The organism is Pseudonocardia sp. (assembly GCF_035305885.1).
In the GTDB taxonomy this organism is placed as follows: Bacteria; Actinomycetota; Actinomycetes; order Mycobacteriales; family Pseudonocardiaceae; genus Pseudonocardia.
In genome coordinates this window covers 99,712-122,993 of sequence record NZ_DATGOP010000091.1, presented here as the reverse complement: position 1 = coordinate 122,993, position 23,282 = coordinate 99,712, and the positions used below count along the sequence as shown (strand labels likewise).

Below are 23,282 nucleotides of genomic sequence, written 5' to 3'. Positions count from 1 at the left end.
CTGCGGGCGGACGGTGACCCGGCGGCCCTGGGCGATGTCGACGATGTCGAGCGAGGCGAGGATCTTGAGCGTCTCGCGCGCCACCACCCGGGAGACGCCGAACTCCCGCGAGATGTCCAGCTCGGACGGTGCCCGCCCATCGTCGATCTCGCCGTTGACGATCCGGCGGGTCAGGTGGGCGGCCACCTGCACCGGAAGAGTCCGGACCTTGACAGCGTCCGGTGACTCTTGTCTCCTGTGCATGTCATCAGCTTATAGGACAAGTAGCGCTCGTCACACCCCGGTACACCGACACCGCTTCCGGTCGGGCCGGGGCCCGGCGGTCCCCGCCGCGTGCCTGCGCCGACGGTCCGAGGGGGTGAGCACCGTGGCTCCACAGGCCTCCACGCGTGTCCGGCTCGGCGGCCGAGATCGACGGGGCAGGGGTGATCCGCACGCTCGTGCGAGTCGCCGCGCGGCCGATCGGGCCCGGGCTCGCGGCCGGCGCCGCGCCGGCGTTCTCGTTCACCTGGAACGACCGGCGCATCGCACCGACCCCACCCTCGGGTGAGGCCGCGGCGAACGACCCGGTCGGCCCCACCGAGTTCGTCACGCGGTTCGGCGTCGACCGGGGCCCGACGTCTTCCGCAGGGGTGCTGATGGTCGTGCCCACCCTCGTCACAGGGCTCGTCGCGGGCGCGGTCCGCGGCTGACCCGACATCGGCAAGGAGTTGTGACCTCGTGGATCTCTCGCTCGACGGCAAGGTGGCCATCGTGACGGGCGCCGCGTCCGGGTTCGGCCGAGCGGTCGCGACGACGCTCGCGGCCGAGGGTGCGCGGGTGGCGGGCGCCGACATCAACGAAGCGGGCGTCGTCGCGGTGATGGAGGAGCTCGGCGACGGCTCGGGGTCGTGCCGCGGCTACGCACTCGACGTGACCAGCCGGAGCAGTTGGTCGGAACTCGTTCGGGCCGTGGAGCAGGACCTCGGTCCCGTCGACATCCTCTGCAACATCGCAGGCCCGGCACCCGCCCCGGTCAGCGGCCACCTGGACACCGACGACGACGAGTGGCGCCGCCAGATCGACGGGCACCTGACCGGGGTCTTCCTCGGCTGCCAGTCCGTTCTCCCCGGGATGGTGGAACGGCGCTACGGGAAGATCGTGAACATGTGCTCCTTCACGGCGCACGGCACGGTCGCGAACATCCCCGGCTACGACGCCGCCTTCGGCGGGATCCTCGCCTACACGAAGGACCTCGCGCGGTTCGCCGCCCCGCACAACATCAACGTCAACTGCGTCTCCCCCGGCAACATCGAGACGCCGATGACCCAGGGGTGGATGTCGGAGCCCGGTGCCCGCGAGCGCCTGCTCGCCGGGACCCCCATCGGTCGCATCGGCCAGCCCGAGGACGTGGCCAACTGGGTGGTCTTCCTCGCCTCCGACCGCGCGCGGCACGCGGTCGGGATCGAGATCAACGTGTCCGGCGGCCAGCTGATCGCCTGACCTGCAAGTCCTTATCGACGATTCGGCCGGATGGCCGGAAGGAGAAGCATGAGGATCGTCAACGTCACCACCGCGGTCGTCGCCTACCACGGCCAGGCCACGCTGGTGCGGATCGACACCGACGAGGGCATCACCGGCTACGGCGAGGCGAACCCGGACGCGGGGGCGGGGGGCGTCGTCGGACTGATCAACACCTTCAAGGACCTCCTGATCGGCGAGGACCCCCGCAACGTCGAGCGGTGCTGGGAGAAGCTGCGCCGGCGCGTGTTCGCCGGCCCGCAGGCGGGCGTGTTCGTGATCGCGCTCTCCGGCATCGAGCTGGCCCTGTGGGACATCGCGGGGAAGGCGGCGGGCCAGCCGGTCCACCGGATGCTGGGTGGCAAGTTCCGCGACCGCATCCGCCTCTACGCCGACTGCGGCGACGGCGACGACCCCGCGGGCTCGGTGTCCGGCTGCGTCGACCGGGCGCAGCGGATGGTCGCCGAGGGCTTCACGGCCATCAAGTTCGACATCGACAACCTCAGGCACCCGGCCAAGTACGACGCCTACAACCACACCGTGAACGCCGCCGAGCTGCGCTCGATGGTCGAGCGGGTGGCGGCGGTGCGCGAGGCGATCGGGCCCGACGTCGACCTGGCCATCGACCTGCACGCCCGCTACGACGTGCCCAGCGCCTGCAAGATCGCCTGGGAGCTGGAGCCGTTCAACCTCATGTGGCTGGAGGAGCCGATCCCGGCCGAGAACGTCGACGCGCTGGTGCGGGTGCGCGCGCAGACCCGAACCCCGATCTGCGTGGGCGAGAACCTCTACCTGCGCTGGGGCTTCCGGGAGCTGCTCGAGAAGGGCGCGGTCGACGTGATCGAGCCCGACGTGCCCAAGTGCGGCGGGCTCGCCGAGGCGAAGAAGATCGCCAACCTCGCCGAGATGCACTACGTGCCGTTCGCGCCGCACCTGGTCTCCACGCCGCTGGGCACCATGGCCACGGCCCACCAGTGCGCCGCGATCCCGAACTTCCTCGTGCAGGAGTGGCACGCGCTCGAGGAGCGCGAGGTGTGGGACAGCTACGTCACCGCGCCCGACGGCAGCGGCTCGATCGTCAAGGACGGCTACATCACCCTGCCCGACGCCCCCGGCATCGGCGTGGAGCTCGACATGGACGGGGTGCGCAAGCACGCCGTCCCCGGATTCGGGATCTTCGAATGACCCGGGCCGGGGTGGACGTCGCGCAGACCGCCAAGCGGCTGAAGGCGCTCTACACCGCGGTGGTCTACGACATCATGGACGAGATGGGCCTGCCCCATCAGTGCCTCGACCTCGCCATCGCCCCGCTCGAGCGCTCCATGCAGGTGGCCGGCCCCGCCTACACCGTGATGGCCGGGCCGGACATCCGGGAGCGGGACGAGATGCCGCCCAACACCAAGCTGGCCGACTTCGGCGTCTTCACGCACATGTACGACGGCTGCGTGGTCGTCGTCGGGGCGGCGGGCGAGCGGCAGAGCGGCATCTGGGGCGAGCTCATGAGCAACGCCAGCCGCGCCCGCGGCGCCACCGGCGTCGTCATCGACGGCGGCATCCGCGACGGCAGGCTCGTCCGCCAGATCGACGGCCTCGGCGTCTTCGCGCGCTACACGTCGCCGATCGAGTCGCTGCGCCGGTCGCGGATCCACGACATCGAGATCCCGATCTCGATGACCGGCACCACCACCAGCCAGGTGCGGGTGAACCCCGGCGACTGGATCTTCGGCGACGAGGACGGCGTGCTCGTCATCCCGGCCGACGCCCTCGACGAGGTGCTCGCGAAGTCCGAGGAGGCCAAGGAGATCGAGGACAAGGTCCGGGAGGAGGTCCAGGCCGGCGTCCCGGTGATCGACGTCTACAACAAGTACGGCCGGCTGTAGCGGGTCCGCTCCCCTGGAGAACGGCACTTCCGTCCGGGGTGCTCGGACGGAAGTGCCGGTTCGCTCCCCGCCGGGGTCCGGGTGTACCGGGCGGAACAACTGGACGGTGCAGGTGGCCGACAGCGGCGGCCTGCCCGTCCACCGACTCACCGTGCGCTTCTCGAGCGAGGACCCGCCGTTCTCGTGGCGGTTCACCGACGCCTCCGGGGTCCGCTGGATGCGCGACGAGCGCGGGCAGCTCGGCGGGGTGCCGGAAGCCTCCGACGGCGACGACGTCGACGAACGGCCGGTCGACCGGCTCGTCCCGCGGCACGACGACCGGGAGGACCGCGGGATCTGCCGACCGGTCAGGCGACGCGCGCCGCGGCTATCGCGGCCGCGCACACCCGGGCCAGGTCCTCGTCGTCGATCACGTACGGCGGCATCGTGTAGACGAGGTCGCGGAACGGGCGCAGCCACACGCCTTCCCGCACCGCAGCGGCCGTGCCGGCGGCCACGTCGACCTCGTGGTCGAGCTGCACCACGCCGATGGCCCCGAGCGCGCGCACGTCCCGCACCCCCGGCAGGTCCCTGGCCGGCTCCAGGCCCGCGTGCAGCCCCTTCTCGATCCGGGCCACCCGGCCGCGCCAGTCGCCGCCGAGCAGCAGCCCGATCGAGGCGTTCGCCGCGGCGGAGGCCAGCGGGTTGCCCATGAACGTGGGGCCGTGCGCCAGCACGGACAGCTCGCCGCGGGAGATCCCCTCGGCCACCCGCGGGGTGCACAGGGTGGCGGCCATCGACAGGTAGCCGCCGGTCAGCGCCTTGCCGACGCACATGACGTCCGGGCTCACGCCGGCGTGGTCGGCGCCGAACAGCTCGCCGGTGCGCCCGAAGCCGGTGGCGATCTCGTCGAACACGAGCAGCACGTCGTGGGCGTCGGCGAGCTCGCGCAGCACCTGCAGGTAGCGCGGGGAGTGGAACCGCATGCCGCCCGCGTTCTGCACCACCGGCTCGACGATGACGGCCGCCACCTCGTGGGCGTGCCGGGCGAACACCTCGGCGAGGTGGTCGACGTAGGCGGGCTCGTACTCCCGGGGCGGCGCGTCGGCGAACACCTGCTCCGGCAGCACGCCCGCCCAGACGTGGTGCATGCCGCCGTCCGGGTCGCAGACGGACATGGGGTGCCAGGTGTCGCCGTGGTACCCGCCGCGCCAGGTGAGCAGGCGGCACCGCTCGGGGCGGCCGCTCGAACGCCAGTACTGCAGGCACATCTTGATCGCGACCTCGACCGACACCGACCCGGAGTCGGCGAGGAAGACGTGTTGCAGCGGCTCCGGGGTGATCTCCACCAGCTTCGCGGCCAGGCGGATCGCCGGCTCGTGGGTGAGCCCGCCGAACATGACGTGGCTCATCCGGCCGAGCTGGTCGCGCACGGCCTCGTCGAGCACCGGGTGGGCGTAGCCGTGGATGGCCGACCACCACGAGGACATCCCGTCGACCAGCTCGCGCACCCCGTCCACCGGCTCGGCGAGCCGCAGCCGCACCCCCGCCGCCGACTCCACCAGGTACGGCGCGCGCACGCCCGGCATGGGCGCGTAGGGGTGCCAGACGTGCTTGCGGTCGAGCTCGAGCAGCTGGGTGGGGGTGAGCACGCGGCCTCCTCCGTCGTCCGTGGGCACCCGACGATGCCAGCACGCGCCACCGGGGCACCGGCAGGTGGACGTTACCGGCGTCACCGGAAACCTGAGCGTTCGCTCCACTAAAATCTGGAGCAACCGCTCAGGTTTTTCGCCATCGGAGGTCCCCGTGCCCTGGCTCTTCCTCGCCGGCGCGATCGTGTCGGAGGTCGTCGCCACGCTCGCGCTCAAGGCCTCCGACGGCTTCTCGCGGCTCGTCCCGTCGGTGGTCGTCGTGGTCGGCTACGTCGTGGCGTTCGCGATGCTGTCGCAGGCGCTGACGCGCGGGATGGCGGTCGGCGTGGCCTACGGCGTGTGGGCGGCGGTCGGGGTGGCGCTCGTCGCCATCGCCGGAGCGGTGTTGTTCGGGGAGAGCATGACGGCGATCCAGGTCGGCGGCATCGCACTGGTGATCGCCGGGGTGCTCGCCATCGAGCTGGGGGCGGCGCACTGATCACCGACGGACGCAGGCTCAAGGGCCGGCTGCGCCGCAGGCGGCTCCTCGACGCCACGATGCGCGTGATCGAGCGGGCCGGGGTGGCCGCCGTGAGCCAGCGGGTGGTCGCGCAGGAGGCGGCCGTGCCGCCGAGCGCCGTGACCTACTACTTCCCCACCGTCGACGACCTGCTCGTCGCGGCGCTCGCCGACTGCAACGACGCCTACCTGCAGGAGCTGGAGGCGTGCGCCCACGCGGAGGACCCGGTCGCGGCGCTCGCCCGGCTGATCGCGAAGGGCGCCGGCGCGGGGCGGGCGTACGTCGCCGCGGAGTACGAGCTCTTCCTGCTCGCCGCCCGCCGGCCGGAGCTGCAGGCCGAGGCGCGCCGGTGGACCGAGGCCGTCGACGCCTTCCTCGCCCCGCTCGTCGCCGACCCGGTCGCCCGCGCGGGCGTGGCGGCCGCCGTCGACGGCCTGTTCCTGCGCTGCTTCGTCGCACCGGACCCGCCGGGCGAGGCCGAAGTGCGCGCCGTGCTCACGCGGCTCATCGGCCGCTGAGCGGCGGGGTCACCGCGCGGCGCGGCTGGGCAGGACGCGCTCGACGACCTCGGTGACCAGGTCGTCGATCTCCTCCTCCGGGAACACGTCGGGGAGCGTGAGCCGCTCCAGGATCAGCCAGTTCAGGGCGAGGTAGAGCACGACCACGGTGGTCGCGTCCCCGGGAAGGCCCGACTCCTCGTGGTTGCGGATGTTGAAGTCGAGATCGGCGCGGACCCGCTTGCTCAGCAGCTCACGCAGCTCGGGGCGGCGCGTGCTCTCCAGGCGCAGCTCCAGCAGCGCGAGGTAGCCGGAGCGGAACGTCGTGACCCGCTCCACGATGCCCCGCATGAGCTCGGTGACGCGGTCGCGGTCGCGGGGCCCGGAGAGCGCATCGGCGATCAGGTCCGCGTCCGGCTCGAGGCGCTCGTAGTAGCGGTGGCCGACCTGCACGAGCAGCTCGTCGCGGCTGCTGAAGTAGTTGGTCGCGGTGCCGACGGGGACGCCGGCCTCCGCGTCGACGGCGCGGAAGGTCAGCCCCCGCGCTCCCTCCCTGGCCAGCACCTCGATCGCCGCGTCCAGGAGCGCCGCCCGCCGCGCCGGGTTCTGCCGCATCCCCGCCTCCTCGTTGACACCACTTCATATGTAGTACTACATTCAAACCACTTCATCCACAGTACTACGGAGGAGGTACTCATGCGAGGCACCCCGTACCCCCAGCCCCGCCCGCGCCGCCCGCGGCTGCCGGCCGCTCCCCGTCCCCTCCCCCGCCCCCGGCCGGTCCTGCGCCCGCGGGGCAACCGATAGCCCGACCCGCGAACGAGGAGGTCCGAGCCTTGCGAAAGCTCGTCTACTACGTCGGTGCGAGCATCGACGGCTTCATCGCAGCTCCGGACGGCACCTACGACTTCTTCCCGGTCACGCCGGACGTGATCGACTACATCGCGACCGAGTACCCCGACACCCTGCCCACCCACGTGCGCGAGCAGCTGGGGATCGACGTCGAGAACCGCCACTTCGACGTCGGCGTGCAGGGGCTCGCCACCTACCGGCCCGCCCTCGCCATCGGGGTGACGAGCCCGTACGCGCACCTGCGGCAGTACGTCGTCTCCACCACGCACGACAGCAGCGACCCGGCCGTCGAGGTGATCTCCACCGACGTCGTCGACCGGATCAAGCAGCTGAAAGCCGAGAACGGCAAGGACATCTACCTGATCGGCGGGTCGCGGCTCGCCGGATCCCTGCTCGCGGAGATCGACTCGATCGTCCTGAAGGTCTACCCGGTGGTCGCCGGGTCCGGGATCCCGCTGTTCACCGCGGAGTTCAACCCGACCGCCTTCCGGCTCACCGACACCCGCACCCTGGAGGGCGGAACCGTGGTCCTCACCTACGACCGGTAGCCCCCAACCGATCGCAGCCGCGGCCGGTCGTCCCCTCCGAGAGGAGCGAGCCGACCGAAGGGCCGACCATGAGCCGCATCCGTTCCACGACCACCCGCGCCGCCACCGTGGCCGTCGCGACGGGCGCCATGGTCATCGGTGCCGCGCCCGCGCACGCCGCACCCGGAACGTGGGCCGCCATCGCGATCTCGGTGCAGACCGGCAACATCGGCTACGCCTACGAGTACCCCTCCGCCTCGGCCGCCTCCAGCGCCGCGGTGGAGGAGTGCGGTGCGCGCGACTGCCAGGAGGTCGTGCGGGTGACGAACGGCTGCGCGGCCGTCGCCCAGGCCGAGAACCTGGCGTGGGGCTGGGCGTACGCCGCGTCGCTCGAGGAGGCGAAGCGCGCGGCGGTCCGCGGCGCCCCGGGCGAGGGCGCGCGGGTGCTCGCCTGGGTGTGCAGCGGCGCCCACCGCTGATCGCTACCGCTCGGGGATGCGCGCGCGCCCGCGCCGCACCCGCTCGACGACCCGGCGCGCGGTCTCGTCGAGCGCGCGCCGGGTGGTGTCGAGCAGCTCGACGGGCGGGTCGAGGGTGGGCGCGGTGCGGCGCAGCCAGTCGTCGAACCGGACCGCCTCGGCGATGCGCGGCTCGTCCCAGCCCCGCCGGGCCGGGCGGGCCCGCAGCCGGGAGCGGAGCACGTCGGGGTCGGCCACCAGCGCCAGGTGGGGGATCTCGCCCACGACGGCGCGCTCCGGCCGCCGCTCGAACTGCTCCGGCCCCACCGACCCCGACCAGCACGACCGGCCGCCCGCTGGTGGATAACGCGGCCACCCGCAGCCAGGCCCGGCGGAACGCCGCGAAGTCGTCGGCCGGGTTCTGCAGGCCCGCGGTCCACAGCACGTCCTGCTCGACGACGACCGCCACGTCGGCCAGCCCACCCGGCAGGAGCCGCGCCACCGTCGACGTGCCCGCCCCGCTCGGGCCGGTCAGCGCGAACAGCGGCAACCGGCGGTACGGCCGGCGGTGCCCGCACTCGGCGCAGACCGGGACGGGCGCATCGGTTCCGCCGACCGGGGGTTCGACGACCGGGTCGGTGAACCGCGCGCAGCAGCCCAGGCAGATCTGCAGGTCGACGGGGCTCTGGTGGATCGGCACGCCCCGCTCGGCGTCCTCGGCGCGCGTGGCCGCTCATCCGAACAGCTCGTCGAGGAAGCTCCGGCGGCGCTCGTGGCCCCCCGTGGGGCGGCGGGGGTCGCGGTAGCGGCCGCGCTGGTGTCCGTAGGGAGGGGGCGAGTCGCCGTAGCGGCCGGACCCCGGTAGGGCGGGGGCGAGTCGGCGCAGTAGCCGGGCGCGCCCCGTGCCCGCCGTCGAGGCTCCGCTCCGCCGTGGCGATCTGCTCGAGCTCGCCCCGGTCGAGGAAGATCCCGCGGCAGCCCTCGCACTGCTCGATGTGCACACCGTGGCGGTCCACGGTGAACATGCGGTTCCGACACTTCGGACGGATCACCCGACCGAGCGTGGCCGCGGGGTTGTGAGCCCCCGGTGCGTCAGCGACCGCTGATCCGCTCCGCCAGGTGCACGGTGACCTCGTCGCCGGGCCCCTTGCCGATCGCCTTCTGGGTCGCGCCCCTGACCGGGAGCTTGTGCGTGCCGTCCCCCAGCGCCATGAACGAGCTGCGGAAGGGGTGGCCGTCCACCGTTCCGCGGACCTCGACCAGGCCGCGGGTGCCGAAGAACTCGGCCGACCCGGGCATCACGACGTAGGTCCAGCCGCCCGGGTTCGGGCTCTTCTGCAGGACGGCGCGGAACTCGTGGTCGAGGGGCTGGCTCCCGCTCATCGCTCCTCCTTCGCAGCGACCGTCCCCTACCTTCCCACGACCGCCGTCGCGTGGTCGCCGAACACGAACGGCGACGGCTCGCACTCGGCGATGAAGTCGGCGGGGAAGCCGCGCTCGAACCCCACCGCCGCCTCGAGCCGCGCCACGGCCTCGTCGGGCAGGACGAGGTCGAGCGCGCCCAGGTTCTCGACGAGCTGCGCCACCGAGCTGACGCCGACGAGCGGGTGCACGGCCCTCGACCTGTGCCGCGTCCAGGCGATCGCCACCTGGGCCGGCGTCGCGCCGAGCTCGTCGGCGACCGCCCGCACGGCATCGGCAGCGGCCCGCTCGCGCGGGGTGGCGGTCGCCGGATCGGTCCGGCGGGAGCCGCCCGCCAGCCGGCCCGCCGCGAGCGGGCCCCAGGCGGCCACGCTCATCCCGAGCGCCTCCGCCATCGGCAGCAGCTCCCGCTCGACGTCGCGCCGCAGCAGGCTGTAGGGCACCTGCAGGCCGGCGAACGGGGTCCAGCCGCGCCACTCGGCGAGGGTGTTCGCGCGGGCCACCACCCACGCCGGGGCGTCGGAGATGCCGACGTAGAGGACCTTGCCGGCGCGCACGGCGTCGTCGAGGGCCCGCATGGTCTCCTCGAGCGGGGTGTGCCGGTCGTAGATGTGCACCCAGTAGACGTCGACGTAGTCGGTGCGCAGCCGCCGCAGGCTCCGCTCCAGCGAGAGCACGAGGTTCTTGCGGTGGTTGCCCGCGCCGTTGGGGTCGCTCGCGTCGCGCGACAACGTGTACTTCGTGGCCAGGACGAACCGGTCGCGCCGCTCGAGGACGGAGCCGAGCAGCTCCTCGCCGTCGCCGTAGGCCGACGCGGTGTCGAGGACGTTGCCGCCGGCGTCGGCGTAGGCGTCGATGATGCGGCGGGTCTCGCCGGGGTCGGTGAGGACCATCGTGCCGAGGAACAGCTCCGAGACCCGCAGGCCGGTCTGCCCGAACAGGCGGTACCGCACGTTCAGCCCACCGCCTCGGCGGAGCGGCCCACCACCTCGTAGGAGGAGCCGTCGATCCCCCACGAGGCGATGCGGGAGGGCCGAACCAGGATCCACGCCGGATCGAAGTCGAAGGACGCCCCGACCCGCCGCCCGTCCGGGCCCGCTGTGGCGATCCGGGCGAGTTGCCGGCCGCGCAGGTGGTCGATCTCCGCTGCGGTGAACGTGCTCATGCCGAGAGCCTGTGCCGGCGGACGAACGCGAGGGAGACCGTGGTGGGGCCCCCTTACGCTTGCTCGGGTGACCGACAACGCGCTCGGGGCGTTCCTACGCGCTCGTCGCGAGGCGACCCGGCCGACCGACGTGGGTCTGCCCGCCGGGCGCCGCCGCCGCACGCCGGGCCTGCGCCGCGAGGAGCTGGCGTCGCTCGCGGGCATCAGCGTGGAGTACCTGACGCGGCTGGAACGCGGCCGCGACCGCCACCCGTCGGCCCAGGTCATCGGGGCGCTGGCCGACGCGCTCGGCCTCTCACCGGAGGAGCGGGTGCACGTCCACCGGATGGTCAAGGTGGCCTCCGGCGAGGTGTGCGCGCAGGCGCGGCCGCCGTCGCGGGCGGTGCGGCCGACCGTGCTGGCGCTGCTCGACCGCCTCGAGCCCACGCCCGCGCTGGTCCTCGCCCCGCACGGCGACGTGCTCGCCAGCACCGCCGGCTTCCGCAGGCTCGCGGCGCCGAGCGGGTTGTTCGACGCCGACGCACCCAACCTGGTGCGCTTCGTCTTCGCCGACCCCAGGGCCCGCGCGGCCTTCCCCGCGTGGGAGCGCGTGGCCGACGAACGCGCCGCCGCGCTGCGCGCGGCCGCGGACCTCGGCGACCGCACGGCCGCGGCGCTCGCCGACGAGCTGTCGATCACCGTGGGCACCGGGTTCAGCCGCAGGTACGCCTCCGGTGGGTCGGTCCCGCCGTGGACGGGGGTCGAGGAGTGGTCGCACCCCGCGGTGGGCCGGCTGCGCCTGGCCTTCGAGGGCCTCCTCCTGCCCGGCCCGGAGGAGCGGCGCCTGGTGACCTACCTGCCCGGCGACGCCGAGACCGCCGAGGCCCTCGACCGGCTCGGGGAGCCCGCCGAGGCGCCGGCGTGATCAGCGGTGCTCGGCGAACCAGGTGACCCACCGCCGCTGGCCGCGGCTCTCCACCGCGCGGGGCCGGTAGTGGCTCCGGGCCCAGGTCACGGCGTCGGCGGCGGGGTGTCCGGCGAGCACGGCCATGCAGGCGATGACGGTGCCGGTGCGGCCCGTGCCCCCGTGGCAGGCGACTTCGACCCGCTCCCCCGCGCGCGCCCGCTCGTAGGCCTCGACGATGCGCGCCGCGGCCGCGCGGTCGTCGCGCGGGGTGCGGAAGTCGGGCCAGTCGATCCACGCCGCGGGCCAGCTGGGCCGCCGGCGCTCGCGGCGCAGCAGCCCCGTCCGGCCGGGCCGGCCGAGGTAGAGGCCGAACTCGGGCAGCGGTCCGGGCGGGAACGGCTCCCGACGGCCGCGACCGCGGACGAGCGTGCCGTCGGGCAGCGCGATGGCGCCGGTGAGCGTCACGCCGCCTCCTGCGCCCTCGCCGCGAGCAGGCGCACCAACTCGACGCTCGCCTCGGCCGAGCCGACGACGATCACCTTGAGCCGGTCGTGGTCCGGCTCGTGCACGACGTCCACGTGGGGCGCTCCGTCCGGTCTCGGCAGGCCGGCGAGGAAGTCGGAGAGCCGCTGCGCGTCGGCCGCGCCGATGCCGTCGACGTCGACGACGCTCGTGACCACCACCCGGCGCGGGCGGGCCGGGCCGCCCGTGAGCGCCTCCAGGTCGGCGGGCGAAACGCGGTACTGCTTGCCGATGCGCACCGCGCCGAGCCTCCCCTCGCGCACGTAGTTGCGCACGGTGCGCACGTGCAGGCCGAGCCGGTCGGCCACCTCCTCGAGGGAGTACCACTCACCCATGTACCTATCTTTCTCTATTGATGGACCGATAGGGAAAGATAGGTAGCGACAGGCGGCTGACCACCGAATTGCGCGGGTGCGGACGATCCACCGATGCCGCGGCACCGAGCCGCGGCGGACGACCGACGCACCCACCGGCACCGGGGCCGCGCGCGACACGGTCCCGGTCGCCCTGAACATCGCGCCGTTCGGGCTCGTCATCGGCGCGACCGGCACGCAGCTCGGCGTGCCCTCCTCGCCGATGCCGCGGCCACCGTGTTCGCAGGCGCCGCCCAGCTCGCGCCGATGACGATGTTCGCCGCGGGTGCGGGCGCGCTCACCGCGCTGGGCAGCCGCCGCGCTGATCAACGCCCGCCTGCCGCTCCTGACAGCGGCCGAGTGCACCTTCTTCCGCGGGCGGGCCAACCACCGGCGCACCACGGACGTCATCCATGAGGGAGGTCGAGCCATGCCCACCACGACGCCGACGCTGACCGCACGCGACCGGGCGCTGCTGCGCGCGGTGGCCGCCGGACGCTGCGACTTCACCCCCACCCGCGTGCCGGACCTGCGCGTGGACGGCCGCTGGTTCTGCGACCAGGCCCGCGCCCACGCCCTCCTCGCGGCCGGGCTGCTGGCCCGCTCCGGGGGGTCACCGACCACGGCCACGCTCACCGGTGCGGGCCGGGCCGCCCTGGACCGCGAGCAGGAACGCCCTGCCGCCTGACGGCCCTTGGGGCCGCCACCGCCCGCGACCAGACTGGGCGCAGGCGGTGGCGCGATGACGGTGCGGTTCCAGCTGCTCGGCGCGGTCGAGGCGTACCTCGACGAGCGCCCGCTCGACACGGGCCACGCCCGCCAGCGGGCGGTGCTCGCCGCCCTCCTGGTCGACGCGGGCCGCCCCGTCGCGGCCGACCAGCTCATCGACCGGGTGTGGGCGGACCGGCCGCCGCACCGGGCCCGCAACGCCCTGTCGGCCTACGTATCGCGGCTGCGCGGCCTGCTCACCGAGGCCGACGGGGTCCGGATCACCCGGGGGCCGGCCGGCTACCTGCTCGCGGCCGACCCGCTGACCGTCGACCTGCACCTGTTCCGCCACCTGGTCTCCCGCGCCCGGGCCGCCGCCCGGCCCGCCGACGCGGCGGCCCTCCTCGACCAGGCCCTCGCCCTGTGGCGGGGCGAGCCGTTCCCGACCGTCGACGTGCCGTGGTTCGCCGACCTGCGCTCCGCGCTGGAGGCGGAGCGGTTCGCCGCCGAGCTCGACCGCAACGACGCGGCGCTGGCGGGTGGCCGCCACGCCGAGCTGCTCGGCCCGATCGCCGGGGCGGCCGCGGCGCACCCGCTGGACGAGCGGCTCGCCGGGCAGCTCATGCTCGCCCAGTACCGCTGCGGCAGGCAGCCCGAGGCCCTCGCCACCTACCGGCGGATCCGCCACCGCCTCGTCGAGGAGGTGGGCACCGAGCCGGGCCCGCAGCTGCGCGCGGTGCACCAGCGGATCCTCGACGCCGACCCCGGTGCGCCCGCTCCCGGCCGCGGCGCCGGGCGGCCGCGCGGCAACCTCGAGCGGCGCCCCACCCGTTTCCTCGGCCGCGACGAGGACGTCCGCGTGCTCGGCGACGCCGTGCGGGACGCCCCGTTGATCACCCTCACCGGCGTCGGGGGCGTCGGGAAGACCAGGCTCGCCGTCGAGACGGCCCGCCGGGTCGCCGCGCGGTTCCCCGACGGGGTGTGGATGTGCGAGCTGGCGCCGCTGTCCGACGGCGCCGCGGTGGGCCACGCGGTGGCCGCCGCGCTCGGCGTGCACCAGCAGCAGGGGCTCGACATCGAGCACACCGTCGCCGACTACCTCGAGGGGCGTGCCCTGCTGCTCGTGGTGGACAACTGCGAGCACGTCCTCGACGCCGCGGCGCGCGTCGTCGACCGGATCGTGCGCCGGTGCCCGGCAGTGGTGGTGCTCGCCACCAGCCGGCAGCCGCTCGGCGTCGACGGCGAACGCGTCCACCCGGTCCGCCCCCTGCCCGCCCCCGAGGCGGCCGCGCTCTTCGCCGACCGCGCGAGCGCGCACCGGCCGGGGTTCACGCTCGACGCCGAGGCCGCGGACGCCGTCGGCGAGATCTGCCGCCGCCTCGACGGGCTGCCGCTCGCCATCGAGCTCGCGGCCGCCCGCATCCGGGCGATGTCGGCGGTCGAGCTCGCCCACCGGCTCGACGCCTCGCGGCTGCGCCACACCGCCCGCGGCGCGGACCCGCGGCACCACAGCCTCGTCGCCGCGATCGACTGGTCCTACCGCCTGCTGTCCGAGCCGGAACGGGCGCTGTTCACCCGGCTGTCGCTGTTCGCGGGCGGGTTCGACCTAGCCGCAGCGCACGGCGCCTGCGCCGAGCCGTACCACACCGAGGACGACACCCTCGACCTGCTCGTAGGGCTCGTCGACAAGTCCATGGTCATCGCGCGGGACGGGCCGCAGCGCTCCCGCTACCTCGTGCTGGAGACGCTGCGCGGGTACGGGCGCGAGCGCCTCGACCGCGCGGGCCTCACCGACCGGTTCGCCCAGCGGCACGCCGCCCACTTCACCGCGCTCGCCGCACACGGCGCCCGGGAGGTGCAGGGCCCCCACGAGCGGATCTGGGTCGAGCGGGTGCTGCCCGACTTCGACAACCTGCGCGCGGCGTTCGAGCGCGCCGTCGCCGACCGGGACGCCGACCTCGCGCTACGCCTGGTCACCGCGCTCCCCGAGCTCGCCCACCTGCGGGTGGGCTACGAGTCCGCGAGCTGGGCCGAGCGGGCGCTCGACCTCGCCGACCCCGACCACCCGCTGTTCCCGGCGGCGGTCGGCGCCTCCGCGCGCGGGGCGTGGAACCGCGGCGACTTCGCCCGGGCCCGTGCGCTCGCCGCCCGGGCGCGGGGGCGGGTTCCCCTCCGCGGCACGGGCCGGGTGGCCTACCCCGCCGACGTCCTCGCCGACGTCGCGCTCTACGAGGGCGACGCCGCGTCGGCCCTGCGCCACTACCGCGCCGAGGTGGCGCGGGCCCGCCGCGACGACGACCCGATCCGGCTGGTCTGGACCCTCTACTACGTCGCGGTGTGCCACGCCGTGCTGCGCACGCCGGAGGCCGGGCTGCCCGCCGCGGAGGAGGCGGTGCGGGTGGCCGGGCGAACGGCCAACCCGACGGCGGGGTCGATGGCCCGCTACGCGCTCGGCCTCGTGCTGAAGAAGTCCGCCCCCGACCGCGCGCTCGCCCTGTTCGACGAGGCGGGTCGGCTCGCCGCCTCGGTGCGCAACTTCTGGTGGCACGGCATCGCCCTCATGGAGAGCGCCGCGACCCGCGCCGTGCACAGCTCCGCGCGGCGGGCCTGCCGGGACTGCATCGGGGTCCTCGACCACTGGGAACGGGTCGGCGACTGGAGCCAGCAGTGGATCGCCCTGCGGTACGTGGTGCGCCTGCTGATCCGCGTGGGGGCCGTGGCGGACGCTGTCGCGCTGCACGCCGCTCTCGTCGCCGCGGGCAGACCGTCCCCGCTCGACGCGGCCCACCTCGCTCGGCTCGCCCGCGACCTCGGCGCCGAGCGGTACGCGGCCGCGGAGGCGGCCGGGCTGCGGCTCGGCCGGTCCGCGGTCGTCGGCCACGCCCGCTCCGCTCTCGCACGGGCGGCCTGACCAGCGGGTTTCACCGCGGCCGAAACAACGCCGAGGCCCGGGCGCGCACGCTTGCCGGCGTCATGGAACCCGAGGTTGTGAGGTCGAGATGACCAGGACCGCACAGGACGCCGACCGCGAGCTGAAGGCCCGGCACCGGGCGCTGTGGGCGGCGGGCGACTACCCGGCCGTGGCGGCCGAGCTCATCCCCGAGCTGGGCCCCGTGCTGGTGGAGGCCACCGGGGTGCGAGCGGGCCAGCGGGTGCTCGACGTCGGCGCCGGCTCCGGCAACGCGGCGATCCCGGCCGCCGAACGCGGCGCGGAGGTCACCGCGTCGGACCTGACGCCGGAGCTGTTCGCCGCGGGCCGGAGGATCGCCGCCGAGCGCGGCGTCGACGTGACGTGGGCGGAGGCGGACGCCGAGGCCCTCCCGTTCGCCGACGACGCGTTCGACGTGGTGCTCTCCTGCGTCGGCGCGATGTTCGCGCCGCACCACCAGGTGGTGGCCGACGAGCTGGTCCGCGTGACCCGCCCCGGCGGCACCATCGGCCTGATCAACTGGACGCCGCGGGGGTTCGTCGGCAACCTCTTCGCGACGATGGGGCCGTACGCCCCGCCACCGCCGCCCGGCGCGACGCCGCCGCCGAAGTGGGGCGACGAGGAGCACGTCCGCGCGCTGTTCGGCAACCGGGTCGTGGCGCTCGAGACGCACCGGCGGACCGTCCGGATGAACCACACCACCGACCCCGTCGAGTTCCGCGAGTACTGGAAGCGCAACTACGGGCCGACGATCGCGGTGTACAAGTTCAACGCCGACCGCCCGGACCGGATCGCCGACCTCGACCGCGACTTCCTCCGTTTCCTCACCGAGTGGGGCATGGACACCGGGTGGGACGCCGAGTACCTGCTCGTCACCGCCCGGAAGGCGTGACGGCGGCCGTCGACGCGGTGGAGGCCGCCTCCGCGATCGACGGCTCGGCCGGCTGGGCGGTCGTGGTCGGCGCGCAGTCCGGCCGGTTCGCGTCGTCCCGCCGCCGCCGGTCGCCCGGCGGGTGATCGGCGGCCCGGGTGGTGCCGGCGGGGATGCTGCTGCGTCCGCGCTCGTGTGATCCGTCTCAGGCGCTGGGAGATCCTTCGATTTGACCGGACATTGTGCGGCACACTGGCCGTGATGAGCAGTCCCGTGGCGTCGCGCCGCTTCCCGCGCTGGGTGTTCGGCGAGGGGAGCGAGCCCGACCCGCGGTTCACGCTCGCCAACGAGCGCACCTTCCTCGCCTGGATCCGCACCGCGCTCGCGCTGCTGGCCTGCGGCGTCGCGCTCGAGGCCGTCGCCCCGCCGATGCAGCCCCAGCTGCGGCTCGCCGCGTCCGTGCTGCTGATCGTCCTCGGCCTGCTCACCCCGGTGCAGGCGTGGTTCGCGTGGAGCCGCGACGAGCGCGCGATGCGCACCGGCAGGCCGCTCAGCGCGCCGTCGCTGATGGTCGCCCTGACCGCGGGCACGACGATCGCGGGCCTGCTGCTGGTGGCCGCGCTGCTGCTGCGATGACGGTCGACGGCGGCCGGATCTTCGACCCGGGGCTGCAACCGGAGCGCACCGCGCTCGCGTGGCGGCGCACCGGGCTCGCCGTGGCCGTCGGGGCGATCGCGAGCACCCGCCTGCTCGCCCCTGAACTCGGCGCGGGCGCCGTGGTGCTCGGGGTGCTCGGGCTCGCCCTCGCCGGGCTGCTCGTCGTGGGGTCGTCGCGGCGGGTCCGCCGGACGCAGGCGTGCCTGCTCGAGGACGGCACCCTGACCTCGGGACCCGGCGGGCGGCTGATCGCGGCGGTCTGCATCGCCTGCACGCTGACCGGCATCGCCGCGCTCGCGGTGATCGTGCTGGCGCGCCTGGCTTAGGACGGCGGCGTCATCCGCGCCGCCAGCGGGCGGCGTACGCGTCCGGGTCCGGCGGGTGGCCCGGCAGCGGATCGGTGTTGTGGGCCCGCAGGCCGTCCAGCGCGATGGCCAGCAGGCGGCTGCGGTTGTTGTCGTCGTCGGCGGGCAGGGCGCCGCTCCCCCGCCGGCTGAACTGCTCGATCAGCAGGGCGATGTCGAGCTGCGTGACGCCGTCGCGCAGCGCCCCGCCGGCCCGGGCGCGTTCGACGAGCGCGGCGATGACCCGGTTGCCCCGCTCGCTCGTCTCCCACATCTCCGGCGTCGTCGCGATCCTCCCGGCGAGCGGCGCGAGCGCCCCCGAGCCGAAGGCGACGCAGTCGACGATGTACTGCCGCAGCCCCGTCCACGGGTCGGGGCAGCGCAGCCCGGCCTCCGCGGCCTCGACGGCCTGCTCCATCGCGAGCACGCACAACCGCTGGAGCAGCGCCTCCTTCGTCGGGTACCGGCGGTAGAGGCTCCCCACCCCGCACCCGGCGCGCTCGGCGATGGCGGAGACCGGGGCGTCGAAGCCCTCGGTCAGGAAGACCTCGCGCGCGGCCTCGAGCACGGCCCGGTCGTTGCGGGCAGCCTCGTTGTACCTCCCCCGCTTGCGGGCGCCCTGCGGTGTTCCGGCCATGCCAGGACGCTACCCGCTTGTCGGATTGCTGCGCTCCGATATAGCTTGTCGGAGTGATTCATTCCGACACGTTGCGGGTGGGCGTCGTCCTCAAGGACCTGGCCGTCGCCACCGGCCGCGAGATCGGTGGCGCCGCGCGGTTCGCCGAGGAGCTCGGCATGGACTCGGTGTTCGTGGGCGACCACCTCGTGCCCGCCGTCCCGTACCCGGACAGCGTCACGGTGCTGGCCACCGCCGCGGCCGCCACGGAGCGGATCCGGGTCGGGTTCGGCGTGATGGTGCTCGCGCTGCGGCCCGTCGCGTGGGCGGCGAAGCAGATCGCGACCCTCCAGCAGATGAGCGGCGACCGTGTCGTCCTCGGTGTCGGGTCCAGCGGCGAGATGCACGGCCGCGCCGCGTGGGACGCGGTCGGCGTGCCCTTCGAGGAGCGGGGGCGCCGCACGGACGAGTCGCTCGCGCTGCTCCCCGGGCTGATCGCGGGCAAGCCCACGCGGGTCGGGGGTGCGGAGATCACGATCGCCCCGTCGGCGTCGGTGCCGCCGATCTGGATCGGCGGGAACAGCGCGGTGGCCATCCGCAGGACCGCGCGGCACGGCGACGCCTGGTTCCCCTCGATGATCACGCCCGAGGAGGTCGCCGCGGGCGCCCGGCGGCTGGCCGAGCTCGCCGGGGAGGCCGGGCGGCCGGCTCCGGGCCTCGCCGTCGGCGGCGCCGTCGCGCTCGGCCCGGACGCCTCGGCCGGGCTCGAGGAGCACGTGCGCGGCCTCCACGAGGGGTACGGCCTCCCGCTCGACGAGGCCCGGCGCGTGCCGATCACCGGCAGCCCCCAGCAGGTCGCCGAACGGCTGGCCGAGTACGCCGAGGCCGGCGCCCGGCACGTCGTCCTGGGCACCGCGAGCGGCGACTGGCGCCGCCAGTGGGAGCTGATCGCGGAAGCGAGGGCGCTGCTGTGAGGGCCGCCGGGTTGGCCTCGTTCGGGCCGCCGGACGTCCTGCACGTGATGGAGGTGCCCGAGCCGCACGCGGGAGCGGGCCAGGTGCGGGTGCGGGTCCGGGCCGCGGGCGTGCAGCCGTTCGACTGCAGGGTGCGGGCGGGCGGGTTCCCGCCCGGCCGGACGTTCGACATGCCGGTGATCCCCGGCAACGAGTTCGCCGGGGTGGTCGACCAGCTCGGCGACGGCGTCGACGGGTTCTCCGTCGGGACGGCGGTCCTCGGGTTCACCACGCTCGGCAGCTACGCCGAGTACGTCGTGGTCGGCGCCGACCAGGTCGTGCCCAAGCCGGGCGCCATGCCGTGGGAGGTCGCCGGGGCGTTCTCCGGCTCGGCGCAGGGCGCGCACATGGCGGTGGAACAGATGGGCGTCCGGCCCGGCGAGACCGTCCTCGTGAACGGTGCCGCCGGCGCACTGGGCACGATGGTGGTGCAGCTGGCGCGGGTGCGGGGCGCGGCCACCGTCATCGGCACCGCCCGGCCCCGCAACCACGACCACCTGCGCTCGCTCGGCGCCGTCCCGGTGACCTACGGCCCGGGCCTCGTCGACCGGATCAGGGCCGTCGCGCCCGACGGCGTGGACGCCGCGCTCGGGTGGGAGGTGGACGGCCTGCGGGCGGCCCTCGAGGTCACCACGGACGCCGACCGCGTGGTCTCCATGGTGTTCTCCGACGAGGTCGCGCAGCTCGGGCTGCGCGAGTGGACCGGCGAGCGATCCGCGGCCCGCCTCACCGAGATGCTCGCCCACCACAGCGCGGGTGAGCTCGCGGTCCACATCCGGAGGGCCTACCCGCTCGACCGCGCCGCCGAGGCCCACCGGGACGTCGGGAGCGGCCACGGCCGCGGGAAGGTCGTGATCGTCGTCGACCCGGCGGCCGAGCCGTGGTGAGGCGTCCCGCTACCCGGCGGCGTAGGACTCCAGCTCGGCGAGGTAGCGGGCGCGCCGGTCGTCGGGCAGCCATGCGATCTCGAACGCGTTGCGTTCCAGCTGCACGAGCTCCGACCGGGTCAACTCGGCCGCCCGCGCGAGCTCGACCAGGTTCTCCGCCACGTAGCCGCCGAAGTAGGCCGGGTCGTCGGAGTTGGCCGTGACGCGGACGCCCTCGCGCAGCAGCCGGGCGATCAGGTCCGCCTTCATGTCGCCCGTGACGAACCGGTTGGAGATCGGGCAGCAGGTGAGCCCGATCCCGCGCTCGCGCACGAACCGCACGAGCCGCGGGTCCTCCACGACGTTCGTGCCGTGGTCGAGCCGCTCGACCCGGATGTCCTCGAGCGCCTGCCGGATGTGCTCGATGGAGTTCTCCTGGTCGACGTCGCAGTGCATCGTGAGGTGCAGGCCCTCCTCCCGCGCCCTCGCGAAGACCTCGGCGAACTTGACCGGCGGGTTGCCCCGCTCGTCGGAGTCCAGGCCGAGGCCGAGGATGAGGTCCTTGAACGGCAGCGCCGCCTCCAGCGCCTGCGCCGCGCTCTCGGCGGGCAGGTCGCGGACGATGCACATGATCAGCGCCCCGGCCACGCCGAGGTCGCGGTCGGCGTCCTGCACGGCCCGGTGGTAGCCGCGCACGACGGCCTCGAACGGCACGCCGCGGTTCATGTGCACCTGCGGGTCGAAGAACGCCTCCACGTAGCGGACGTTCTGCGCCGCGGCGCGCTCCAGGTAGGCGCGGGCGAGGTCGTAGAAGTCCTGCTCGGTGACGAGCACGTCCATCGCCGGGTAGTAGACGGCGAGGAACGACGACAGCGAGTCGAACCGGTAGGTCGCCCTGACCTCCTCGACGGTGCGCTGCCCGATGTCCACGCCGTTGCGCTCGGCGAGCGCCAGCTTCAGCTCGGGTTCGAGCGTGCCCTCCAGGTGCACGTGCAGCTCGCACTTCGGGAGGCCGGCGACGAAGGCGCTGAGATCGTCCATGCGCTGAATGGTGCTCCCTGGCGGGGCTCGTCGCGATCGTCCGGCGGTGGCCGGGTGTGCTGAGGTGGTGGGGTGAACGACTCGACCACCGCCACCCCGATCACCCCGCAGGACCGCGCGCACCTGCGCCGTTGTGTCGCCCTCGCCGCCGAGGCCCTGAACGAGGGGGACGAGCCGTTCGGTTCGGTCCTCGTCGACGCGAGCGGCACGGTGCTCTTCGAGGACCGCAACCGCGTGAAGGGCGGCGACGGCACCCGCCACCCCGAGTTCGAGATCGCCCGGTGGGCGGCGGCCAACGTCGCCCCCGACGCGCGCCGCGGCTGCGTCGTGTACACCTCCGGCGAGCACTGCCCGATGTGCAGCGCCGCGCACGCGTGGGTGGGCCTCGGCCGGATCGTCTACGCGGTCAGCTCCGAGCAGCTCACGGCGTGGCGCCGCGAGTGGGGCGCCCCGCCCTCGCCGGTCGCACCGCTGCCGATCCAGGTGGTCGCGCCGGGCGTCCCGGTCTCCGGGCCCGATCCCGAGCTCGCCGCGGAGGTCCGCGCCCTGCACGCCCGCTCGCTCGGGCTCGCCGAGCCGCGGTGACGGGTCAGGCCGGCTCCGGCGCGCCGACCCCCCGCCGCAGCGACCGCTGCAGCGTCTCGGGCAGGGCGAGGCCGCAGGCGGTGCTCAGCACGCCGTAGGCCGCGAGCATCACCCCGATCGCCCCGCTGCCGTACGCCGCGACCAGGCCGGCGGCCAGCACGGGCGGCAGGCCGCCCCCGATGATCGTGGCCAGGTTGTAGCTCAGGCCCGCACCCGTGTAGCGGCGGCCGGTGGCGAACAGCTCGGCCAGGTAGGCGGCCGCCGGGCCGAGCACGACCCCGCCGCCGATCATCAGCAGGCACAGCCCGAGCCCTACCAGCGCGACATCGCCCGTGTCGATGATCGGGTAGGCGATCACGCCGGAAACCAACGTGATCAGGTTGCCGATCAGGACCATGCGGCGCCGTCCGGTGCGGTCGGATCCCGCGGCCCCGGCGGCCGTGGCCGCCACCAGCACGACCCCGCCGACGACGCCGAGCGCCAGCATGGTCGGGCGCGGGATGCCGAGCGCCGTCGTGGCGTAGGTGGTGAGGTAGACGGTGCCCATGAAGTTGAGGGCGAACGCGGCCGCCACGGTGCCCCCGGCGAGCAGGATCAGGCGGGTGTCGCGGCGGAACACCGTCCGCAACGGCGCGCGGTCGCGGGCCCTCGCCTCCTGCAGCTCGCGGAACACCGGGGTCTCCTCGATCCGCAGCCGCACGTAGAGGCCCACGAGCACGAGCAGGGCGCTGAGCAGGAACGGGATCCGCCAGCCCCACTCCAGGAACGCCTCCTGCGGGAGGGAGAGCTCGACCGCGAGGAACGTCGCGCTGCTCAACCCGAACCCGGTGCCCGGGCCGAGCTGGGGATACATGCCGGCGCGGCCGCGCCTGCCGTCGGAGCCGTACTCCACCGCCAGCACGGCGGCCCCGCCCCACTCGCCGCCCACGGCCACGCCCTGCAGGAACCGCAGGACGAGCAGCGTGATCGGCGCGGCCACCCCGATGACCGACGCACCGGGCAGCGCGCCGATCGCCACCGTGGAGAAGCCCATCAGCAGCAGCGTGTAGACCAGCGTCCGCTTGCGCCCGAGCCGGTCCCCGAGGTGCCCGAACAGCGCCGAGCCCAGCGGGCGGGCGACGAACGCCACCGCGAACGAGCCGAGCGACGCGATGGTGCCCGCCACCGCGCCCAGCGCCGGGAAGAACACGGCGGGGAAGACCAGCGCCGCCGCCGTGCCGTATATGAAGAAGTCGTAGAACTCGATCGTCGTGCCGGCGAAGGACGCGATCGCGACCCGCCGCACGTCCGGCGCGGCCGCCCGGCCGCCACCCCCCGTCATGGCCACCCCCGGAAGCCGGAAAACGCCGACGTAGCCGCGGCGCCGGTCGGCTCACCCCGATGTCTTCGACCCCGACGTCGCGCCGCCCGCCGGCGCGCTCGCCGTGTCGCTCGCGCCCGGACCGCCCAGGACGTGCCGG

30 protein-coding genes are annotated in these 23,282 nt (G+C 74.6%); 18 read left to right on the top strand and 12 right to left on the bottom strand.

Annotated elements, in window-relative coordinates:
* Positions 1 to 243: GntR family transcriptional regulator (locus tag VKZ81_RS19870; RefSeq protein ID WP_324243107.1), on the bottom strand; the 243-nt coding region annotated here is incomplete at its 3' end.
* 146 nt (positions 244 to 389) lie between these two features.
* On the opposite strand from VKZ81_RS19870, the gene VKZ81_RS19865 reads away from it, so the two are divergent.
* The 4 genes from VKZ81_RS19865 to VKZ81_RS19850 are packed head-to-tail and all read left to right on the top strand — an operon-like array spanning position 390 to position 3,380.
* A complete protein-coding gene (locus tag VKZ81_RS19865; RefSeq protein ID WP_324243106.1) occupies positions 390 to 692 on the top strand; it encodes an ABC transporter permease family protein in 303 nt (100 codons plus the stop codon).
* A 28-nt stretch (positions 693 to 720) separates the two neighbouring features.
* Positions 721 to 1,482 (top strand): SDR family NAD(P)-dependent oxidoreductase, encoded by a 762-nt coding sequence (locus VKZ81_RS19860; RefSeq protein WP_324243105.1) that lies wholly within the window; start codon positions 721 to 723, stop codon positions 1,480 to 1,482.
* 48 nt (positions 1,483 to 1,530) lie between these two features.
* Positions 1,531 to 2,685, top strand: a complete 1,155-nt coding sequence (locus VKZ81_RS19855; protein WP_324243104.1) for a mandelate racemase/muconate lactonizing enzyme family protein — start codon at positions 1,531 to 1,533, stop codon at positions 2,683 to 2,685.
* Entirely contained in the window at positions 2,682 to 3,380 is a 699-nt protein-coding gene (locus VKZ81_RS19850) for an RraA family protein (RefSeq protein ID WP_324243103.1), read from the top strand. The genes VKZ81_RS19855 and VKZ81_RS19850 overlap by 4 nt, the downstream gene beginning before the upstream one ends.
* Before the next feature lie 347 nt (positions 3,381 to 3,727).
* On the opposite strand, the gene VKZ81_RS19845 is transcribed toward VKZ81_RS19850, so the two are convergent.
* Positions 3,728 to 5,011, bottom strand: coding sequence for an adenosylmethionine--8-amino-7-oxononanoate transaminase (locus tag VKZ81_RS19845; protein WP_324243102.1), 1,284 nt, complete (start codon positions 5,009 to 5,011; stop codon positions 3,728 to 3,730).
* 154 nt (positions 5,012 to 5,165) lie between these two features.
* Here VKZ81_RS19845 and VKZ81_RS19840 point away from each other — a divergent pair, with 154 nt between their 5' ends.
* Together VKZ81_RS19840 and VKZ81_RS19835 are read left to right on the top strand one after the other, a co-directional pair.
* Positions 5,166 to 5,489 (top strand): DMT family transporter, encoded by a 324-nt coding sequence (locus VKZ81_RS19840; protein WP_324243101.1) that lies wholly within the window; start codon positions 5,166 to 5,168, stop codon positions 5,487 to 5,489.
* Entirely contained in the window at positions 5,486 to 6,028 is a 543-nt protein-coding gene (locus tag VKZ81_RS19835; protein WP_324243113.1) for a TetR/AcrR family transcriptional regulator, read from the top strand. Before VKZ81_RS19840 ends, VKZ81_RS19835 begins: the two co-directional genes overlap by 4 nt.
* A gap of 9 nt (positions 6,029 to 6,037) precedes the next feature.
* On the opposite strand, the gene VKZ81_RS19830 is transcribed toward VKZ81_RS19835, so the two are convergent.
* Positions 6,038 to 6,622 (bottom strand): TetR/AcrR family transcriptional regulator, encoded by a 585-nt coding sequence (locus VKZ81_RS19830; protein ID WP_324243100.1) that lies wholly within the window; start codon positions 6,620 to 6,622, stop codon positions 6,038 to 6,040.
* A 221-nt stretch (positions 6,623 to 6,843) separates the two neighbouring features.
* On the opposite strand from VKZ81_RS19830, the gene VKZ81_RS19825 reads away from it, so the two are divergent.
* Both VKZ81_RS19825 and VKZ81_RS19820 read left to right on the top strand, forming a co-directional pair.
* Positions 6,844 to 7,407, top strand: coding sequence for a dihydrofolate reductase family protein (locus tag VKZ81_RS19825; RefSeq protein WP_324243099.1), 564 nt, complete (start codon positions 6,844 to 6,846; stop codon positions 7,405 to 7,407).
* Between the two features lie 68 nt (positions 7,408 to 7,475).
* Positions 7,476 to 7,865 (top strand): DUF4189 domain-containing protein, encoded by a 390-nt coding sequence (locus VKZ81_RS19820; protein ID WP_324243098.1) that lies wholly within the window; start codon positions 7,476 to 7,478, stop codon positions 7,863 to 7,865.
* A 3-nt stretch (positions 7,866 to 7,868) separates the two neighbouring features.
* On the opposite strand, the gene VKZ81_RS19815 is transcribed toward VKZ81_RS19820, so the two are convergent.
* The 4 genes from VKZ81_RS19815 to VKZ81_RS19800 form a co-directional block, all read right to left on the bottom strand.
* The gene (locus tag VKZ81_RS19815; RefSeq protein WP_324243097.1) at positions 7,869 to 8,171 is read right to left on the bottom strand and encodes a hypothetical protein; all 303 of its coding nucleotides are present in this window, start codon (positions 8,169 to 8,171) and stop codon (positions 7,869 to 7,871) included.
* Positions 8,172 to 8,936: 765 nt separating this feature from the next.
* Positions 8,937 to 9,227: a DUF1905 domain-containing protein gene (locus VKZ81_RS19810; RefSeq protein WP_324243096.1), complete on the bottom strand. Its 291-nt coding sequence runs from the start codon at positions 9,225 to 9,227 to the stop codon at positions 8,937 to 8,939.
* 26 nt (positions 9,228 to 9,253) lie between these two features.
* Positions 9,254 to 10,219, bottom strand: coding sequence for an aldo/keto reductase (locus VKZ81_RS19805; RefSeq protein WP_324243095.1), 966 nt, complete (start codon positions 10,217 to 10,219; stop codon positions 9,254 to 9,256).
* 2 nt (positions 10,220 to 10,221) lie between these two features.
* Entirely contained in the window at positions 10,222 to 10,431 is a 210-nt protein-coding gene (locus VKZ81_RS19800; protein ID WP_324243094.1) for a hypothetical protein, read from the bottom strand.
* Between the two features lie 67 nt (positions 10,432 to 10,498).
* Between VKZ81_RS19800 and VKZ81_RS19795 the strand changes: the two genes are divergently transcribed.
* Positions 10,499 to 11,335 carry a helix-turn-helix domain-containing protein gene (locus tag VKZ81_RS19795; RefSeq protein ID WP_324243093.1) on the top strand — a complete coding sequence of 279 codons (837 nt, stop codon included), beginning with the start codon at positions 10,499 to 10,501 and terminating at the stop codon, positions 11,333 to 11,335.
* Here VKZ81_RS19795 and VKZ81_RS19790 read toward each other — a convergent pair whose 3' ends face one another.
* Positions 11,336 to 11,782: a protein-tyrosine phosphatase family protein gene (locus VKZ81_RS19790; protein WP_324243092.1), complete on the bottom strand. Its 447-nt coding sequence runs from the start codon at positions 11,780 to 11,782 to the stop codon at positions 11,336 to 11,338.
* The gene (locus VKZ81_RS19785; protein WP_324243091.1) at positions 11,779 to 12,174 is read right to left on the bottom strand and encodes a helix-turn-helix domain-containing protein; all 396 of its coding nucleotides are present in this window, start codon (positions 12,172 to 12,174) and stop codon (positions 11,779 to 11,781) included. Before VKZ81_RS19785 ends, VKZ81_RS19790 begins: the two co-directional genes overlap by 4 nt.
* A gap of 448 nt (positions 12,175 to 12,622) precedes the next feature.
* On the opposite strand from VKZ81_RS19785, the gene VKZ81_RS19780 reads away from it, so the two are divergent.
* The 6 genes from VKZ81_RS19780 to VKZ81_RS19755 all read left to right on the top strand — a co-directional run bounded on the left by VKZ81_RS19780 (position 12,623) and on the right by VKZ81_RS19755 (position 17,683).
* Positions 12,623 to 12,880, top strand: coding sequence for a hypothetical protein (locus tag VKZ81_RS19780; protein WP_324243090.1), 258 nt, complete (start codon positions 12,623 to 12,625; stop codon positions 12,878 to 12,880).
* Between the two features lie 54 nt (positions 12,881 to 12,934).
* Positions 12,935 to 15,811: an AfsR/SARP family transcriptional regulator gene (locus tag VKZ81_RS19775; protein WP_324243089.1), complete on the top strand. Its 2,877-nt coding sequence runs from the start codon at positions 12,935 to 12,937 to the stop codon at positions 15,809 to 15,811.
* Between the two features lie 88 nt (positions 15,812 to 15,899).
* Complete coding sequence (locus VKZ81_RS19770) at positions 15,900 to 16,721, top strand: class I SAM-dependent methyltransferase (protein WP_324243088.1); 822 nt, start codon at positions 15,900 to 15,902, stop codon at positions 16,719 to 16,721.
* On the top strand, positions 16,718 to 16,846 hold the full coding sequence (locus VKZ81_RS19765) for a hypothetical protein (RefSeq protein ID WP_324243087.1): 129 nt from the start codon (positions 16,718 to 16,720) through the stop codon (positions 16,844 to 16,846). Before VKZ81_RS19770 ends, VKZ81_RS19765 begins: the two co-directional genes overlap by 4 nt.
* 115 nt (positions 16,847 to 16,961) lie before the next feature.
* On the top strand, positions 16,962 to 17,336 hold the full coding sequence (locus VKZ81_RS19760; protein ID WP_324243086.1) for a YidH family protein: 375 nt from the start codon (positions 16,962 to 16,964) through the stop codon (positions 17,334 to 17,336).
* Positions 17,333 to 17,683 (top strand): DUF202 domain-containing protein, encoded by a 351-nt coding sequence (locus VKZ81_RS19755; protein ID WP_324243085.1) that lies wholly within the window; start codon positions 17,333 to 17,335, stop codon positions 17,681 to 17,683. Before VKZ81_RS19760 ends, VKZ81_RS19755 begins: the two co-directional genes overlap by 4 nt.
* A 10-nt stretch (positions 17,684 to 17,693) precedes the next feature.
* Here the strand turns inward: VKZ81_RS19755 and VKZ81_RS19750 are convergent, their stop codons facing one another.
* Positions 17,694 to 18,338 (bottom strand): TetR/AcrR family transcriptional regulator, encoded by a 645-nt coding sequence (locus VKZ81_RS19750; protein ID WP_324243084.1) that lies wholly within the window; start codon positions 18,336 to 18,338, stop codon positions 17,694 to 17,696.
* 53 nt (positions 18,339 to 18,391) lie between these two features.
* Here VKZ81_RS19750 and VKZ81_RS19745 point away from each other — a divergent pair, with 53 nt between their 5' ends.
* Positions 18,392 to 19,291, top strand: a complete 900-nt coding sequence (locus VKZ81_RS19745; protein WP_324243083.1) for an LLM class flavin-dependent oxidoreductase — start codon at positions 18,392 to 18,394, stop codon at positions 19,289 to 19,291.
* Complete coding sequence (locus VKZ81_RS19740) at positions 19,288 to 20,217, top strand: NADP-dependent oxidoreductase (protein ID WP_324243082.1); 930 nt, start codon at positions 19,288 to 19,290, stop codon at positions 20,215 to 20,217. Before VKZ81_RS19745 ends, VKZ81_RS19740 begins: the two co-directional genes overlap by 4 nt.
* A gap of 9 nt (positions 20,218 to 20,226) precedes the next feature.
* Here VKZ81_RS19740 and add read toward each other — a convergent pair whose 3' ends face one another.
* The gene (gene add / locus VKZ81_RS19735) at positions 20,227 to 21,237 is read right to left on the bottom strand and encodes an adenosine deaminase (protein ID WP_324243081.1); all 1,011 of its coding nucleotides are present in this window, start codon (positions 21,235 to 21,237) and stop codon (positions 20,227 to 20,229) included.
* A 72-nt stretch (positions 21,238 to 21,309) separates the two neighbouring features.
* Here add and VKZ81_RS19730 point away from each other — a divergent pair, with 72 nt between their 5' ends.
* Positions 21,310 to 21,822: a nucleoside deaminase gene (locus tag VKZ81_RS19730; protein WP_324243080.1), complete on the top strand. Its 513-nt coding sequence runs from the start codon at positions 21,310 to 21,312 to the stop codon at positions 21,820 to 21,822.
* A gap of 4 nt (positions 21,823 to 21,826) precedes the next feature.
* Here VKZ81_RS19730 and VKZ81_RS19725 read toward each other — a convergent pair whose 3' ends face one another.
* A complete protein-coding gene (locus tag VKZ81_RS19725; RefSeq protein ID WP_324243079.1) occupies positions 21,827 to 23,143 on the bottom strand; it encodes an MFS transporter in 1,317 nt (438 codons plus the stop codon).
* Positions 23,144 to 23,282 lie beyond the last annotated feature (139 nt).

What these genes read in the sequence shown, in the direction of transcription:
- VKZ81_RS19855 (WP_324243104.1), top strand. Translation starts at nt 1,531, where the DNA reads ATGAGGATCGTCAACGTCACCACCGCGGTCGTCGCCTACCACGGCCAG.
- VKZ81_RS19850 (WP_324243103.1), top strand. Translation starts at nt 2,682, where the DNA reads ATGACCCGGGCCGGGGTGGACGTCGCGCAGACCGCCAAGCGGCTGAAG.
- VKZ81_RS19830 (WP_324243100.1), bottom strand. Translation starts at nt 6,622, where the DNA reads ATGCGGCAGAACCCGGCGCGGCGGGCGGCGCTCCTGGACGCGGCGATC.
- VKZ81_RS19820 (WP_324243098.1), top strand. Translation starts at nt 7,476, where the DNA reads ATGAGCCGCATCCGTTCCACGACCACCCGCGCCGCCACCGTGGCCGTC.
- VKZ81_RS19810 (WP_324243096.1), bottom strand. Translation starts at nt 9,227, where the DNA reads ATGAGCGGGAGCCAGCCCCTCGACCACGAGTTCCGCGCCGTCCTGCAG.
- VKZ81_RS19800 (WP_324243094.1), bottom strand. Translation starts at nt 10,431, where the DNA reads ATGAGCACGTTCACCGCAGCGGAGATCGACCACCTGCGCGGCCGGCAA.
- VKZ81_RS19785 (WP_324243091.1), bottom strand. Translation starts at nt 12,174, where the DNA reads ATGGGTGAGTGGTACTCCCTCGAGGAGGTGGCCGACCGGCTCGGCCTG.
- VKZ81_RS19780 (WP_324243090.1), top strand. Translation starts at nt 12,623, where the DNA reads ATGCCCACCACGACGCCGACGCTGACCGCACGCGACCGGGCGCTGCTG.
- VKZ81_RS19775 (WP_324243089.1), top strand. Translation starts at nt 12,935, where the DNA reads ATGACGGTGCGGTTCCAGCTGCTCGGCGCGGTCGAGGCGTACCTCGAC.
- VKZ81_RS19770 (WP_324243088.1), top strand. Translation starts at nt 15,900, where the DNA reads ATGACCAGGACCGCACAGGACGCCGACCGCGAGCTGAAGGCCCGGCAC.
- VKZ81_RS19760 (WP_324243086.1), top strand. Translation starts at nt 16,962, where the DNA reads ATGAGCAGTCCCGTGGCGTCGCGCCGCTTCCCGCGCTGGGTGTTCGGC.
- VKZ81_RS19755 (WP_324243085.1), top strand. Translation starts at nt 17,333, where the DNA reads ATGACGGTCGACGGCGGCCGGATCTTCGACCCGGGGCTGCAACCGGAG.
- VKZ81_RS19750 (WP_324243084.1), bottom strand. Translation starts at nt 18,338, where the DNA reads ATGGCCGGAACACCGCAGGGCGCCCGCAAGCGGGGGAGGTACAACGAG.
- add (WP_324243081.1), bottom strand. Translation starts at nt 21,237, where the DNA reads ATGGACGATCTCAGCGCCTTCGTCGCCGGCCTCCCGAAGTGCGAGCTG.
- VKZ81_RS19725 (WP_324243079.1), bottom strand. Translation starts at nt 23,143, where the DNA reads ATGACGGGGGGTGGCGGCCGGGCGGCCGCGCCGGACGTGCGGCGGGTC.